Below are 15,252 nucleotides of genomic sequence, written 5' to 3'. Positions count from 1 at the left end.
CGTGTCACCTAGAATTCCGGATCATGGATCTCGACTTCACGCCTGACCAGCTCGAGTTCCGTGACCAGGTCCGCACATGGCTCGACGAGAACAAACCGGCTGAACCCCGCCCGCGCGACGACGCGGGGATCCGTGAATACGACCTTGCCTGGCAACGCACTCAGGCCGAGGGCGGCTGGGCCGGCATCGCCTGGCCCACCGAATACGGCGGCAAGGGGCTGACGCTGCTTCAGCAGTTGATCTGGTACGAGGAGTACGCCGCGCGGGGGTTCCCCGGCATCGATGCATGCTTCGTTGGTAACTCGCACGCCGGGCCAACCCTGATCACCAGGGCCACCGACGAACAGAAGTCTTTTCACTTGCCGAAAATCCTTGGTGGTGAAGTGATTTGGTGTCAGGGCTTCTCCGAGCCCGACGCCGGATCGGACCTGGCGGCATTGCGTACCAAGGCGGTGGTGGACGGCGAGGACCTGGTGGTCTCGGGGCAGAAGCTGTGGACCAGCTTCGCCACCGTCGCCGATTACCAGGAGCTGCTGGTGCGCACCGACAACACCGGCAGCAAGCACAAGGGCATCACCTGGGTGATCTGTGACATGAGCACGCCGGGCATCGACGTCCGCCCTATCGAGACCATCGAGGGCGGCTCGGAATTCTGCGAAGTGTTTTACGACGATGTGCGAATCCCGCTGAGCAACGTGGTCGGCGATGTCGGCGAAGGCTGGTCGGTTGCGATGGCCACCCTGTCCTTCGAGCGCGGCACCGCGTTCACCGCCAACCAGGTGCGGCTGGCGAAGATCATCGAGGACCTCATCGACTATGCCCGCGACCATGTCGGGCCGGACGGCCGCAGGCCCGCCATCGCCGACGACGACATCGCGCGACGGCTGGCGCGGGCCCGCGCCTCGGTGGCGTCGCTGCGGGCGCTCACCTACACCAATATCTGCGAGGCCATGAAGACCGAGACGCCCGGCCCGCGGGGTTCGATCGTCAAGCTGATGTATGCCGAATTGGCCAAGGAGATCGGCAGATTGGCGATGGATGTTGTCGGTCCCGCCTCGGTCCGGTATTCATCGCGCTGGGACGTCGACGGCTGGGTCGGTTACTACTACTACAGCTTCTCCCAAGCCATCGGCGGCGGAACGTCGGAGATTCAGCGCAACATCGTCGGCGAACGAGTGTTGGGGCTGCCGCGATGAGAGGAGATGACGGTGGACCTGCTGCCCGGAGCTGAGCAACTCGAAATCATTACGGCAGCAGGAGAATTCCTCGCCGATCGGATGCCAGTGGACCGGATCCGCGCTAATCGTCACGCCGAAGCGCCGATTCCCGAGTCACTGTGGCGAGAATGCGCCGAGCTGGGCCTGCTCACACTCGGGCTCGACGAGGCGTCCGGTGGGTCGGGCCGGCGGTTGGACGACGAGGCTCTGCTGTTCGTTGAGCTCGGCAAGCGGCTCGCGCCGGGGCCGTTCCTGGCATGCACGTTGGGCGCCCGGGTGGCCGCCCGTTGCGGCGACGACGCGCTGGCGCAGCGGATCGGCTCCGGGGCGGCATCGGTGGCCCTCGCGGTATTGCGCGGCGACGGCGACGTGCGCCCGGTCAAAGGCACTTTCGATTTGTTCGACCCGGCGGGTGTCTCGCACGCCCTGCTGGTGGCCCGCAGCGGTGCCGCACTGGTCGGCATCGATTCCTTCGGACCGCTTAAATCCGTGACCGCCGCAGACCCGGGTACCCGAATATCCTCGGCCACGGTCGAATCCGCCGAACCCCTGCACTGGTTGCCCGCCGAGGACGAATGGATCTGGGGACGCGCCACGGTACTCGCGGCGGGCTATCTCACCGGATTGGCCGCGGCCGCCGCAGCGTCGGCGACCGAACACGCCAAGACTCGTGTGCAGTTCGGCAAGCCGATCGGGGTGCACCAGGCGATCAAGCACGCCTGCGTCAATATGGAGATCGCTGCCGAGGCCGCTCAGGCGCAAACGTTCTTCGCTGCGATCGCTGTCGGCAGTGGCCGCGCCGACGCCTTGATGCAGGTGCTGTCGGCCCTCACGGTGGCCGGGTCGGCGGCCGTCGAGAATGCCGCCGCGGGCATCCAGGTGTTCGGCGGGATGGGCTACACATTCGAGAACGACATGCACCTGTATCTGAAGCGCGCGCACGTGTTTCGGCACTTGTTCGGTGAGCCCACCGACGTGCTGGCCGAACTGCTGGCCCAGGACCGCGCCCAGTGAGCGGCGCCGCTGGGGCCGCAGCCATCGCGGGCGTCGCCCTGTCCGACGTCGGCCGGGTCGACGACAAGGGACCCTACGAGCTGATCGCCCAGGCCAGCCGCCGCGCCCTGGCGGATGCCGGTCTGACACCCGATGACGTCGACGGGTTGGCCTCCACCGGCCAGGGCACACTGCCCCCGGTCGATGTCGGCGAGTATCTCGGTCTGCGGCCCCGCTGGATCGACTCCACCGCGGTCGGGGGAGCGTCGTGGGAGGTGATGGCCGCCCACGCGGCTGATGCGATCGCCGCTGGGCACGCCGACGTGGTCCTGCTGACGTACGGCTCGACCGCCCGCTCGGATCTTCGAAAGGGATTGCGGGGGGCCAACATCAACTGGGGCGCACGCGGACCCCTACAGTGGGAAGCGCCCTACGGCCACACCCTGATCTCCAAGTACGCCATGGCTGCGCGGCGGCACATGTTCACTTATGGCACCACGATCGAGCAGCTGGCCGAGGTCGCTGTGTCCGCGCGGTTCAACGCGGCCGACAATCCCGATGCCTACTATCGCGAACCGATCACTATCGACGACGTGCTCGGCGGACCGATGATCGCCGACCCGTTCACCAAGCTGCACTGCTGCATTCGCAGCGACGGCGGGGCCGCGGCAGTGCTCGTCAGTGCGGAACGTGCGAAGGATCTACGTAGTAAGCCAGTTTGGGTGCTGGGTTCAGCGGAAACGACCTCGCACATGCTCACCTCCCAGTGGGACGACCTCACCGTTGGCCCGGCCGCGGTCAGCGGACCGCTGGCCTTCGCCCGCGCCGGGGTCTCGCCGTCCGACGTCGACGTCGCCGAAATCTACGACGCGTTCACCTACATGTTGCTGCTCACCATCGAAGACCTCGGCTTCTGCCCCAAGGGGGAGGGGGGTGCCTTCGTCGAGAAAGGTGCGCTGCGCCTGGGCGGCGCGCTTCCCACCAACACCGACGGTGGCGGGCTGTCGGCGTGCCACCCCGGTCAGCGGGGGTTGTTCCTGCTGGTCGAGGCTGCGCGACAGTTGCGCGGCGAATGCGGCCCGCGCCAAGTGCCCGATGCCAAGATCGCCTGTGTCAGCGGCACCGGCGGCTGGTTCTGCTCCAGCGGCACAATGATTCTCGGCGCCGAGGAGCCGTAGGTGGACCGCGCACCGCTGAGCTCCGACGTCGTGGATACCCGCGCGATGTTGGAGCTGGCGGCCGCCGTTCACGGCGATATCGAGGCCTACGTCGAGCCGGGGGCGCGAATCACGTTCGCGGAGTGGATCGGTCGGGCTCGTAGCGTCGCGACCCAGTTTGCCGACCTCGGCGTCGGCAAGGGCGATGTGGTCGTGCTGTGGCTGCCGTCGGGCATCGACTACGCGACGTGCTACGCCGCGGCGGCCATGATCGGTGCGATCACCACCGGGCTGAACCCGCGACTGGGCCGCAGAGAGATCGAATCGATTCTGCAGCAGGCAGATCCGGCGTTGGTCGTCGCTGACGGACTGCTTGATGCGTTACCCGGCACCGGGCATCGGCTGCTGTCGCGGGATGCGCTGTGCCGTGACACATCGCGCTCGGCGCCGCCTTCGGTGGAGTTGAATCGCCGGGACGTTGTTGCGTTGATCTTCACCAGTGGCACGACGGGGACGCCAAAAGGTGCAGCCTTCGACGCCGACCGGCTGGCCGCGGGCGCGGCAGCGTCAGGCGTGATGAGCGCGCCCTATGACCGGCGGCTCACGTCCACGCCGTTCGCCCACGCCGGCTACATGTTCAAGCTCTGGGATCAGTTGGTCTGGGGCAGCACGCTGGTGGTGCCCCCGACACCGTGGTCGGCCCAGGGCATGTTCGACGTCCTTCGCGACGAGCGAGTCACCGTGGCGGGCGCGGTGCCGACCCAGTGGGCCAAGCTGCTCGACGTCGATGGAGTGACCTCGAAGGCATTGCCGCACTTGCGGATCGGAGTGGTGGCCACAGCGCCGGCGCCACCCGAACTGGTACGCAGGGTCGCCGAGGGCATCGGGGTCCCGCTGGTCGTGCGGTACGCGATGACCGAGTGCCCGACCATCAGCGGCACCGAACCGGACGACGCCCCCGAGGTTCAATTCCGCACCGTGGGACGGCCTGCCGCGGGAATGGACGTGCGGATCGGATCGGACGGCGTACTTGAGGTGAGCGGCCCGTGTGTGATGCGTGGCTACTGGCGCAACTCGGAACTCACCGCAGAGGTGCTGCGCGACGGGTGGCTGCGCACCGGCGACGTCGGCGTGCTCGGCGACGACGGCAATATCACACTTGTCGGGCGCCGCGGTGACATGTACATCCGGGGTGGCTACAACGTGCATCCCGGTGAGGTGGAGCGGACGCTCACCGGGCACCCCGGCGTGAAACATGCCGCCGTGATTGGCCGTTCCGCACCCGTGATCGGAGAAATCGGCGTCGCGTGCGTGGTACCCGCGGACGCCACCGGTCCGCCGACACTGGCTGAACTGCGCGCCCACGTGGCAAGTGAACTGGCCGACTACAAGGCCCCCGACGAGCTGCTCATTGTTGATGAGCTGCCCTTGACGGCGATGCTCAAGCCGGACCGGCTAGCCCTGCGCGAATTGATCACCCAGCGTGACAGAGATATTCAGCGTCGACAATCGACACGATGAGAGGAATCTAGCTATGGGAAGACACGACGGACGGGTGGCGTTCATCACCGGCGCGGCGCGAGGGCAGGGCCGCGCCCATGCCGTTCGGCTCGCCGCCGAAGGCGCCGACATCGTGGCCGTGGACATCTGCCGCGACATCGACTCGATGGACTACCCCAACGCCACGCCCGACGATCTCGATGAAACCATCAAGCTCGTTGAGAACCAAGGTCGGCGGATCATTGCCCACCAAGCCGACGTCCGCGACGCCGATGCCTTAAAACAGGCCGTCAACGAAGGCGTCCGCGAGTTCGGCCGTCTCGACATCGTCCTGGCCAACGCCGGCATCATCAGACTCGGCGGCGAGGGAGACCGCAGCCAGATCTTCCGCGACATCGTCGACGTGAACCTCATCGGAGTCTGGAACACCGTCGAGGCCGCTATCCCCGCCCTCATCGACGGCGGCCGCGGCGGATCCATCGTGCTGACGAGTTCCAGTGCGGGATTGAAGGGCACCGGTACCGACCGGGCAGGCGGACAGGCTTACACCGCCGCCAAGCGGGGACTGGTCGGGCTCATGCAGGTGTGGGCGAATGAGTTGGCGCAGTATTGGATTCGGGTCAATACCATCCACCCCACCGGCGTGGCGACCGGCATGGTGATGAACGAAACCATGGGCAAGCTGCTCGAGGCCAACGACACGGCAGTGGCCGCCATGCAGAATGCGCTGCCGATTCAGATCCTGATGCCCGAGGACATCGCCGGCGCAGTGGCGTGGCTGGTCTCCGACGAGGCGAAATTCATCACCGGGGTGGCGTGGCCGCTAGATGCCGGATTCGCGGTGCGCTGAGCGGACGGCTCAGGGCTGGTCGGGTCGCAGGACGATGAACAGTCCCTCTGCTTCGGCGCACAGAGTGTCACCGTGAGTGATCGTCGCCCGCAGAATCCGCTTACGTCCTTGCTCGCTGACGAACCAGGCGCGCACCGCGAGCTCCTCGCCGATCGGTGTGATCGATCGGTAGTCGGTGTGCAAGTAGGCGGTTCGCGCAGGCGCCCGGTCGCCGCTACTGGCCAGCCGGCCGAGCACCTCATCGAATAGCAGCGAGATGGCCCCGCCGTGCACCGCGCCACCACCGCCGAGGAAATAGCGGCCGAATGTGACCACCCCGTGCACGCTCTGGTGGTCGCCGCCGAGCGGAATGAAGTTGGGGGACATGGTTTGTCCGCGGCCGGGCAGATCAAGCCGGCGGGCGAAGATCTGCCTGCGCTCAGGTACTGCAAACTGGGCCACCCGGTTGGCCCACCCGTTCAAGTCCTGTGTGAGGTCCACTGTGGTCGCCACGTCCGGAGCGGCCGCTGCCACATGGTCGAGGAAATTGCGCAGCGCGGCGATCATGTCGCCGTACTCAGCACCGCCACCCGGGCTGCTTACGGTCGGCTCCTGCCAGGTCCGCATGGGCGGGAAACCACCCTGTGTCTGCCGTTCATGGATCACTTCGCACACCCCTCAGTCACGCGGCAAGACTAATGCATTGACATTAATCTTGGTCGCTGCGATGCTGGCGTGGCGTGCGTCACAACACGTCGAACGAGACCTGCCAGCACACCCTAGGAGCGAACATGCCGGAAGTCGGTACGGCGTCGGGCGGTCCACTGGCTGGTCTCGTGGTGGTCGACCTATCGACAACGCTGCCCGGAGCGCAGGCGACGCAGTTCCTCGCCGACTGCGGTGCCGAGGTGATCATGGTCGAGCCGCTCGACGGTAGTCCGCTGCGCGAGCTCGCGGGCTGGCCCGCCCTGCTGCGTGGCAAGCTCAGCGTGACATTGGACCTGCATGACGAGGCTGATCTGGAGCGTCTGCGTGCTTTGCTGCGCCGCGCCGACGTCATGGTTAACACCATGCGGCCGACCACGGCCGAGCGCATCGGACTTACCCCCGACGCATTGTCGGAGGCCTACCCGCGACTTGTCGTGGCGACGATCACGGGCTGGGGATCGACCGGGCCGTTTCGCGACTACAAGGGCTGGGAGGCCCTGGTGATGGCGAAGACGGGTGTCATGCACGAAAAGCGCGGACTGACCACGAGGCCGGGACCGGCCTACACCACCTTCGCCTATGCCTCTTGGGGCGCCGCCCACGCCGCTGTTCAGGGCGTGCTTGCCGCGCTCCTTGAGCGGGAGAGCAGTGGGCGCGGCCAAACCGTCGAGACCAATCTGGTGACCGGCATGGGTTCGATGGATCCGTACAACTGGTTTTACGAGATGGTGCTGGAACGGTATCCGGGCGCCTTCGAACCGATGGACGCCGCCTACGACGACCAGGGCCGGCCCCAGGCCTACCTAATCTACGCACTCCTGGTCTGTCCGACGAAGGACGGTCGCTGGCTACAGTTCGCTCAGGTGTCGCCCAAGTTGATCGGCGCTTGGCTGACTGAACTGGACCTGCTGGGGGACCTCGCGGACCCGAAGTGGCAGGGTTTTCCGATGCTGCCGACCCCCGAACTTCGCACCGAGTGGTGGGACATGATGATCGAGCGGGTGGGGGCCCGCACGCTCGCCGAATGGCAGCGGGCCATGACAGAAAACCTTGACCTGAGCGGCGAACTGTTCCGAACTCCCGAGGAATCACTGGATCACCCGCAAACCGCTCACGAAGGCCGCGCCGCGACCGTGATCGATCCCGATCTCGGGCCGGTACGGCAGCCGTCGACCCTCATTCACGCTGACGGCAAGCCGTTGACCCCGCTTCGGCCGGCTCCGCGAGTCGGCGAGCACAACGACTCGGTCACCTTCGAGCAGCTCGGCCAAGTGCGCAGGGCCGCACTACCCGCACGGCACGCGGACCACGACGCACCGCCGCTGACGGGCGTGACGGTGCTGGAGTTCGGCAGCATGTTCGCGGGACCGTACGGCGCGACCCTGCTGGCCGACCTGGGCGCTCGCGTCATCAAGGTCGAGCCGCTGGAAGGCGACAACATCCGCAATCTGGTCGCGTTCCCCGAGGCGGGCGGCGCAAAAGTGTTGCAGGGCAAGGAAAGCGTCGCGATTGACTTCACCAAGCCCGAAGGCCTTGAGCTGGTGTACGAACTGGCCAAGCGGTCCGACATCGTGCTGCAGTGCTTCCGTGGCAAGGCCGCCGAGCGGGCGAAGATCGACGAGGCGTCGCTGCGGGCGGTCAACCCGGACTTGGCGTTCGTGACGACCTCAGGTTACGGGGTCGACGGACCCTTCGCGCACCGCGCCGCCTACGCGCCGTCGGTCGGTGCGGCATCCGGGCTGGCGCTGGTCGACAGCCACGACACGGGCGAGCCGGCCACCGACTTGGATGACCTGCACCGCCGAGCGGTCAAACTGCACGCGGGCGGGGCCGTGCCCGCAGTGCAATCTGACGGCATCGCCGCGCACGGTGTCGGTTCTGCGCTGCTGGTCGCGCTGTATGCCAAGCGGATGGGACGACCGATGTCCAACGTGGTCACCACGATGCTCGCCACCGCGCAGCAGGCGATGATCGCCTACAGCGCAAGCTATGCGTCCCGTCCCGCCGAGGCAGCCGCCGACGAACAATTCTTCGGCATGAATGCCTTGTACCGGATGTACCGCGCGGCAGACGGTTACGTCTTTCTCGCCGCACCGTTGCCGCGCGAATGGCCGGCGCTGACGAAGGCGATGTCGCCCTACGTCGACTTGCACGCCGACGAGCGTTTTACCGATGCCGAATCTCGCGCGGCGCACGACGACGAGCTGATCTCCGTACTGACAACCGTGTTCGCCAACAAGACCAAGTTGGAGTGGGAGCACGAACTGTCCGCCCAGGACGTCGGCTGCGTCGAGGTGGTGGAGGCCAATTCCGAGTTGGTGCTGCAGAGCGATCCGTACTACGAGGCAGGCTATGCCGTGGACGCCCACAGCCCGATTTTCGAGGAGCACCGGCGGCTCGCACCGCTGTGCCGGTTCTCGCGCTCGCGGACACGGGCCGACGCGGGATGCACCATCGGGCAACACACCGAGGCGGTGCTGCGCGAAATCGGACTGGACGAGGCGGCGATCGCCGACCTGAGAGCCAGAGAGATCGTCGGCGGCGGCTGAGCGTTCAGTTATCGTCGCGCTCAGCGATCAGCGCGCGGGTCTCGTAGGACACCGGCGCCGTCAGCATTCCGACCCAGGTGTCCACGTAATTGTGCAGCTGCGCTTCGCTGAGTCCATGCCCCACGCGGGCGGAGGCGGCCAGCACGTTGATCAGACTGATGTACAGCTGAAACGTACGGCCGCGCCGGATCCGCTCAGGCAGGTCCTGCAGCGCGGCGTCTACCAGTTTCTCCAGCTTCTCCTGTGTCCATTCGTCGTCGACGTGGTCCGGCCAGTAGTCGCTGCGGGCCCGCGGATCCTCCATGAGCCGGGCCAGGAACGGCGCGAACATCTCGCCCGCGGCGATGCTGTTGGCCAGTGGGCGCACCATCAGCCACACCACGGCGCGCGGGTCCGCCTCTTTTCCTTCCTCGCGCATGCTCGCGAGCATCTTCTGGCGATCGATCCCGAGGGACGCCTGGCGGTAGGAGATTAGGGCGCGGATCAGACCCTCGCGAGAGCCGAAGTGATAGCGAATCACCGACGTGTTGGACTGCCCGGCCGCTAGTTGGATCTCCCTTAACGTCACCGCCTCGATGCCGCGCGTGGCGAACAGCCGCTCGGCGACCTCCATCAACATCACCCGGGTCGACTCACCCGACGCGTTGCGCCTCCGCGCGCCCGCGGCCGACTCAGTTCGCAGCTCCGCCATGGGCCTCCTCCAGTCCGCCTAAGTCTTACTGGCGTCGCACCTTGGACCAAATAATAATGGCTATGTATTAGAAATACTGGACTTGCGCGAGAGCAGCTGGCATCATCCGAAGGAGCGACGGATCCGTGGAGGGCCAATGAGCATGATCTGGACGAATTCGGGTGACTCCCACTTCCTGGAGCCCGACGACCTGTGGCAGTCCCGGTTGCCCAAGGCGCTCGCCGAGCTGACGCCGCACGCGGAGAAGGATCCCGACGGCGAGTACGAGACGGTCTCGGTCGACGGACAGATCTTCCGGCGCAAGCTGCCGTCCTCGGCGATGGAGGCCTTCATCGAGGAGAGCATGAAGCCGCAGGGCATCCGCGACGCGAAGGCGCGGTTGGCGGACTTGGACAAGGAGGGTGTCTGGGGTGAGGTGATCTTCCCGTCATTGGGCATGTGGGGATCGACTTTCCGCACCCCCGAACTGCTCAAGGCGTGCATGCGCGCCAGCAACGAATGGGCACTCGAGGAGATCTGCGCGGTGTCACCGCGCTATGTGGTGACCGCCCAGGTGTCGACACTGATCGTGGAGGACGCAATCGAGGAATTGCATTGGGCCGCAGGCAAAGGCTTCAAGGCCGTGTTCTTGCCGACCACTCCTCATCCGAGCGCTCCGGACTGGCACCGCAAGGAGTGGGAACCGTTCTGGGCGGCAGCCGAGGAAGCCGGCATGGTGATCGCGTTCCACATCGGCACCGATCCGGTCGACATGACGGTCGGTGGCGCGAGCGGCGGGGCGGGCATGGTGTACCGCGGGCCGGGCGGGGCCGTGATGAATTACGCCGAGACCACGTTCTCCGGTCAGCGGGCGGCGATGAAGATGGTCGCCTCCGGTGCCTTAGACCGCCACCCCGACCTCCGGGTGCTGATCTCCGAAGGTGGCGCCACCTGGGTGCCGTTCCTTGGCGACCGGATGGTCGAGGGCTATCGCCAGCACCATATGGCGGTGCGGCCCAAGCTGAATCGTAGTCCGAAGGAGATTCTCTACAGCCAGGTTTATGCGTCATTCCAGCACGACGAGACCGCCGTCGCCGCTTACGAGCACATGGGCTACAAGAACGTGATGTTCGGCAGCGACTACCCGCACATGGAAGGCACCTTCGGGCACACCCAGGACACCCTGAAGGGACTGTTCGACGGGGTCAGCGACGAGACCCGGCTGCGCATCACCCAGGGCACGTTCTATGAACTGTTCCCCGACGTGCCGCCCATCCCGGCCGAAAAGTTCTGAGCGCGTGGCTACTTCGTCTGGACTGCGCGACGTTGCGATTGTGGGTGTCGGTGCCACGCCCTATTACAAGCGCGGCGGGTCATTACCGAAGTCGATCACCGAGTTGGCCGGCGAGGCCATCCTGGCGGCGTGTGATGACGCCGGCCTTCCCGTCACCGACGTCGACGGGTTCGCCTACTACTCAGGCGCCAGCGCGGGCTACACGGAGAAGATGGACACCGCCGACTTCATGGAAACGCTTGGCATTCCGGAAGTCCGGTTCACCGCCGCACTGACCTCCGGCGGCGGCGGCTCCGCGGGCGCGATCGGCCTGGCGCGGGCGGCCATCGTCGCCGGGGACGCCTCGGTGGTGGTGACGGTGATGGCGCTGCAACAGTCCAAACAACGCCTGGGCTCGGTGTTTTCGGCCATGGACCCCGATCCGATCAACTCGTTCCTCCAACCATCCGGCCTGTTCGGGCCCGGTCAGTTGATGTCGGTGCTGGCGCGCAGGCACATGCACCTCTACGGCACGCGCCGCGAGGCGTTCGCCGAGATCGCACTCTCCACGCGGGCGAATGCGTTCAATCGCCCAAAGGCCATGCATCGCCAACCGCTGACGTTGGACGACTACTTCAATGCGCGGATGATCGCAGAACCTTTGTGTCTCTACGACTTCTGTCAAGAGACCGACGGCGCCGTCGCAGTCATCACCACCAGCATGGACAGGGCCAGGGATCTGCGGCAACCGCCGGTGCCGGTGGTTGCCGCCGCCCACGGCGGCGTCCGCGACTGGGGCAGGGCGTTCGCCTGGATGGGCATGCCCGACGAATACTTCGCCTCCTCGGGCAATGCGCCCATCGCCAAGCGGCTCTACGAGCAGGCCGCTATCAGCGCCGCCGACATCGACGTCGCCCTGCTCTATGACCACTTCAGCCCGATGGTGCTCATGCAGCTCGAGGACTACGGATTCTGCGGCAAGGGGGAGGGCGGCGCGTTCGTCGAAAGCGGAGCGATTCGCTACGACGGTGGCTCGATTCCGGTCAACACCCACGGCGGTCAGCTCTCCGAGGCCTACATCATCGGGATGACCCACATCATGGAAGGAGTCGAGCAGATGCGCGGCACCGCCATCAACCAGGTCCGCGACGCCGAACTCGCTCTGGTCACCGGCGGGCCGGCAAGCCTGCCCGTGAGCGGGCTGATTCTGGGACGCGCCGCATGAGCACCGCCGCGGTCACCCTGGCCACCACCATTCCGGGCGAACACGTGCGGATCGCGGTCAACAAGGACACCGAGCCGTTCTGGATCGCCGCGAAGGAGCGGCGGTTGGTGGCCCCGCAGTGCGGCGACTGTCAGACCTTCCGGCTGCCCCCGACACCGTTTTGCCCCAATTGCCAATCAAACGCGGTGAACTGGGTCGAACTCAGCGGCCAGGCGGTCGTCTACAGCTTCGCCGTCGTGCACGGCTTCCCGGGCATGCCCGATCTGTTGTTGGTGCCCGCGGTCCTCGACCTGCCCGACGCGCCCGGTGCGCGACTGGTCTCGAACATCGTCGACGTCGCACCCGCCGACATCACGATAGGAATGTCTGTGCACGTTGATTTTTCACCGATTACGGATGGCTGGATGCTCCCCGTCTTCCGAGCCGCGGCCTCCCCCAACGCCAAGGAGTAACGCCATGTCCGATGACAGCGCTCTCCACGAAAAGCCCCTGGAGTTCCTCACCAGCATTGCCAACACCGGAGGATCGTGTGACGGCCAGGCAATCCTGCCTGTCAATGGTCACTTCCGTTGTACGTGCTCGTGCGGCGACTGGGACGTCGACGTCGACGATCCGCAGGAAGGCCTGCGGCAAGCCCGCATTCACACGGGCAGTGCGGCCGAATAATCGTTGAGGAGCTGGATGTGCATTCGGGCAGAATCTCGCGTTACCGGTGCCCTATGGCCGGAGCGGATCGGAAACAGAACCTTCACATGCGGCCGCCCGGCGACAATGCCGTTGCCATCACCAATTAGCCCGACACTGGACTGCCCGGACCCTGAAGGCTCTGCTTAAAGATTGTGGCGAGCCCACCGCATACTTCCCGAGACTCGCAGCAGGGCGCATCTATTCGATGTTTGCGGTATGCGCCAAGAGCATCGTCTTCGAGTCGTTACCGCGGCGATTGCTACACCGCCGAGGCGATTCGCGTCGCCTCGGCGAGTTCTCGGATCAGGCGGCCGATGTCCTGCTCGAGCTGTCGCCAATCCGGTTCTTCGGGCACAAGGTAGTCCGAGGTATAGACGACCGGGATGCCGATGAGCATTCGGGTAAGGGCGTCTTCGGGGAGGCCTCGGAAGTAGCCCTGTTGCTGGGCCTGCTGAATGGCTTGATGGAACAACCCGGTCGCCGACGCGGCGATCGCACTCACTCGGGTTTTCGTATTCGGGTCGGCGATTACGGTCATGAAGGACGCGGACCGGAAACCGGCGATCTCTGCGAAGAGTTCAAAGGGCGCGATGCACATAGCGATGATCCGATCGATCGGATCTTCAATGTCCTGGGCCGCCAGCCAGGCCTGCTGAACTCGCCTGTACTGAGTCCCGGTGGCCGCCGCCAAGAGCGCCGACTGGCTTGGAAAGTGCTTGTACACAACGCCATAGGAGATGCCCGCACGGCGCGCAATCTCCCGCATCGGAGCCGCCGTCCCGTACTCAGTCATCACGTCCAGCGCCACGTCGAGAATGCGTTGGGTCACGGCTGGATCGCGCTCAATCTTTGGTCTGGCCACAGCCTGCACCCTACGTCGACGCGAGCGTGAGCTGCCTAGGCGCCGAAGAATCTCGTCGGGAGAATGCGCCCAAAACCTTGCGTCGACCTCCCCATAACGCTAGCGTCAAGCATTGCGTGATCAGTGATCATGAAACCTTGAGATGGTTGCTCAGCCGAGCCGTCATCCCTACCACGCCATGCCGGCCCACGCCATGACCGATCCATGGATTAGACACCGACGTCTGAGGAGATCGCACACACATGACCAACGTAGAAGCCTCGCCAGCCATCACTCTCGACCAAGAGATCGGCCGCCGTGAAGAGCTGGCCGACCGGTACACCGGTATCCACTTCCTCGAGGACATGGGGGCTGGGATCTTCGGAAAAGCCAAGGGCGAGAATGTTCTGCTCATCGCTCTGCATTACCGCGTCGGTGGATCTGTCTGGGGAGTCGGCGACACGATCATCAACAACACCACGTTCCACGCCGCACCGTATGACCGGCAGAAAATCGAGGACAACGACTTCATCAGCCATCGCATCGACCCGATCCACCGCGTCGATGACTACACGATCACGAAGGAAACCGACCGGGTGGTCTGGCAGGCAGGTGACCGGGCAATCATCGCCCGGCCTCCCTTCTGGGACATCACGGGTGAACACCTCGGCGTCGATGTCGATGTCACCATGGAGCGAACGAGCGAACCCGACTGGTACATCGGCACGTGGGAAGACCTTCCCACCGAGGGACGCGGCGGCCGCGACTTCTGGGCCAAAACCAGCGGCACCATCACCGCCAGGGGCAAAAAATATGAACTCGAGGAGCACTCGTATTCGATCAACGAGCATCTCGTCTTCGGGGAGAACTGGGTCGTCGAGGCCCGCTCCTTCCCGGTCCAATACTTCTACCACCTGTATCGCAGTGACGAACTGCAGATCTTCCTCTACGCACGTCCTGATTCCGGCGTCGTCTACAGCCGAGTGGTGTTCACCGACGGCAAAGAAATCTTCTACGACTGGGACCAGGTCACCGTCGAAGAGGAAGAGTATTGGTTCGACCCGCAGACCCACATCCGGCCTCCGGTCAAATTCCGGGTGAAGCTCGACTCGCCCGAAGGCCGGGTCGAGCTGGCGCTGACCGCCTACAGCCGATCCATCTACTCGTTCCAACTCTCTGAAGGCACACGGACGCACTACAACTACTTCGTGCATAGTCAGGGCCAGTTCACCTCACCCGACGGCAAGACCATCCCCATCAAAGACAGCGAAAACGACACCTGTTTTGCCGAATGGGGACTGACCAGCCCCCTCGGCAGCGGCGCACCACTACTAACACCGTAAGGCCCCACACGTAGTCATCTTGGCGAGCCCCGATACCGTCAGCATGGCGCGCCGGTGATCGACGAGAATCGGGCGTCCAGAGGGGATGCCCCCGACCCAGCCAGCGGTATTGCGCTCGCCGTTTAACATAGTTAACCTAGTGTGCTGAGTCGCCGGGCGAGCATCGGCCACGATTTCGATCGATTATGACAGTCGACTGCCGTAGTATGCGACCCGCGGGTGCTTGGACTTCGCGCTCGTTCGCTGCCGCTACGGAAGGA

General features: G+C 65.2%; 14 protein-coding genes. 11 read left to right on the top strand and 3 right to left on the bottom strand.

Annotation, left to right across the window (positions count from 1 at the left end; genetic code table 11):
- Positions 1-23: 23 nt before the first annotated feature.
- The 5 genes from QGN30_RS18800 to QGN30_RS18780 are packed head-to-tail and all read left to right on the top strand — an operon-like array spanning position 24 to position 5,717.
- Complete coding sequence (locus QGN30_RS18800) at positions 24-1,196, top strand: acyl-CoA dehydrogenase family protein (protein WP_009953832.1); 1,173 nt, start codon at positions 24-26, stop codon at positions 1,194-1,196.
- A 6-nt stretch (positions 1,197-1,202) separates the two neighbouring features.
- On the top strand, positions 1,203-2,231 hold the full coding sequence (locus QGN30_RS18795) for an acyl-CoA dehydrogenase family protein (protein ID WP_014379533.1): 1,029 nt from the start codon (positions 1,203-1,205) through the stop codon (positions 2,229-2,231).
- Positions 2,228-3,388 (top strand): acetyl-CoA acetyltransferase, encoded by a 1,161-nt coding sequence (locus QGN30_RS18790; protein ID WP_009953835.1) that lies wholly within the window; start codon positions 2,228-2,230, stop codon positions 3,386-3,388. Before QGN30_RS18795 ends, QGN30_RS18790 begins: the two co-directional genes overlap by 4 nt.
- A complete protein-coding gene (locus QGN30_RS18785; protein WP_009953836.1) occupies positions 3,389-4,888 on the top strand; it encodes a class I adenylate-forming enzyme family protein in 1,500 nt (499 codons plus the stop codon). It begins immediately after the preceding gene.
- 13 nt (positions 4,889-4,901) lie between these two features.
- Complete coding sequence (locus QGN30_RS18780; protein ID WP_009953837.1) at positions 4,902-5,717, top strand: mycofactocin-coupled SDR family oxidoreductase; 816 nt, start codon at positions 4,902-4,904, stop codon at positions 5,715-5,717.
- Between the two features lie 9 nt (positions 5,718-5,726).
- On the opposite strand, the gene QGN30_RS18775 is transcribed toward QGN30_RS18780, so the two are convergent.
- Positions 5,727-6,263, bottom strand: a complete 537-nt coding sequence (locus QGN30_RS18775; protein WP_009953838.1) for a PaaI family thioesterase — start codon at positions 6,261-6,263, stop codon at positions 5,727-5,729.
- Positions 6,264-6,487: 224 nt separating this feature from the next.
- Between QGN30_RS18775 and QGN30_RS18770 the strand changes: the two genes are divergently transcribed.
- Positions 6,488-8,953 carry a CaiB/BaiF CoA transferase family protein gene (locus tag QGN30_RS18770; protein WP_014382035.1) on the top strand — a complete coding sequence of 822 codons (2,466 nt, stop codon included), beginning with the start codon at positions 6,488-6,490 and terminating at the stop codon, positions 8,951-8,953.
- 4 nt (positions 8,954-8,957) lie between these two features.
- Here the strand turns inward: QGN30_RS18770 and QGN30_RS18765 are convergent, their stop codons facing one another.
- Positions 8,958-9,644 (bottom strand): TetR/AcrR family transcriptional regulator, encoded by a 687-nt coding sequence (locus QGN30_RS18765; protein ID WP_009953840.1) that lies wholly within the window; start codon positions 9,642-9,644, stop codon positions 8,958-8,960.
- 136 nt (positions 9,645-9,780) lie between these two features.
- On the opposite strand from QGN30_RS18765, the gene QGN30_RS18760 reads away from it, so the two are divergent.
- From QGN30_RS18760 to QGN30_RS18745, 4 genes are read left to right on the top strand one after another with little or no spacing between them, the layout of a single operon-like run.
- Complete coding sequence (locus QGN30_RS18760) at positions 9,781-10,917, top strand: amidohydrolase family protein (protein WP_009953842.1); 1,137 nt, start codon at positions 9,781-9,783, stop codon at positions 10,915-10,917.
- Positions 10,918-10,921: 4 nt separating this feature from the next.
- Positions 10,922-12,121, top strand: coding sequence for a thiolase C-terminal domain-containing protein (locus QGN30_RS18755; protein ID WP_033722644.1), 1,200 nt, complete (start codon positions 10,922-10,924; stop codon positions 12,119-12,121).
- On the top strand, positions 12,118-12,573 hold the full coding sequence (locus tag QGN30_RS18750; protein ID WP_009953845.1) for a Zn-ribbon domain-containing OB-fold protein: 456 nt from the start codon (positions 12,118-12,120) through the stop codon (positions 12,571-12,573). The genes QGN30_RS18755 and QGN30_RS18750 overlap by 4 nt, the downstream gene beginning before the upstream one ends.
- Positions 12,574-12,577: 4 nt before the next feature.
- Positions 12,578-12,787, top strand: a complete 210-nt coding sequence (locus tag QGN30_RS18745; RefSeq protein ID WP_009953846.1) for a hypothetical protein — start codon at positions 12,578-12,580, stop codon at positions 12,785-12,787.
- 280 nt (positions 12,788-13,067) lie between these two features.
- Here QGN30_RS18745 and QGN30_RS18740 read toward each other — a convergent pair whose 3' ends face one another.
- Positions 13,068-13,670, bottom strand: coding sequence for a TetR/AcrR family transcriptional regulator (locus QGN30_RS18740; protein WP_020188803.1), 603 nt, complete (start codon positions 13,668-13,670; stop codon positions 13,068-13,070).
- 242 nt (positions 13,671-13,912) lie between these two features.
- Here QGN30_RS18740 and QGN30_RS18735 point away from each other — a divergent pair, with 242 nt between their 5' ends.
- Positions 13,913-14,992, top strand: coding sequence for a hypothetical protein (locus tag QGN30_RS18735; RefSeq protein WP_009953849.1), 1,080 nt, complete (start codon positions 13,913-13,915; stop codon positions 14,990-14,992).
- Positions 14,993-15,252 lie beyond the last annotated feature (260 nt).

Source organism: Mycobacterium sp. 3-98 (assembly GCF_035918355.1).
Lineage (GTDB): Bacteria > Actinomycetota > Actinomycetes > Mycobacteriales > Mycobacteriaceae > Mycobacterium > Mycobacterium intracellulare.
Note: the sequence above shows the minus strand (reverse complement) of the source record. Positions and strands in the feature narration are given on the sequence as shown.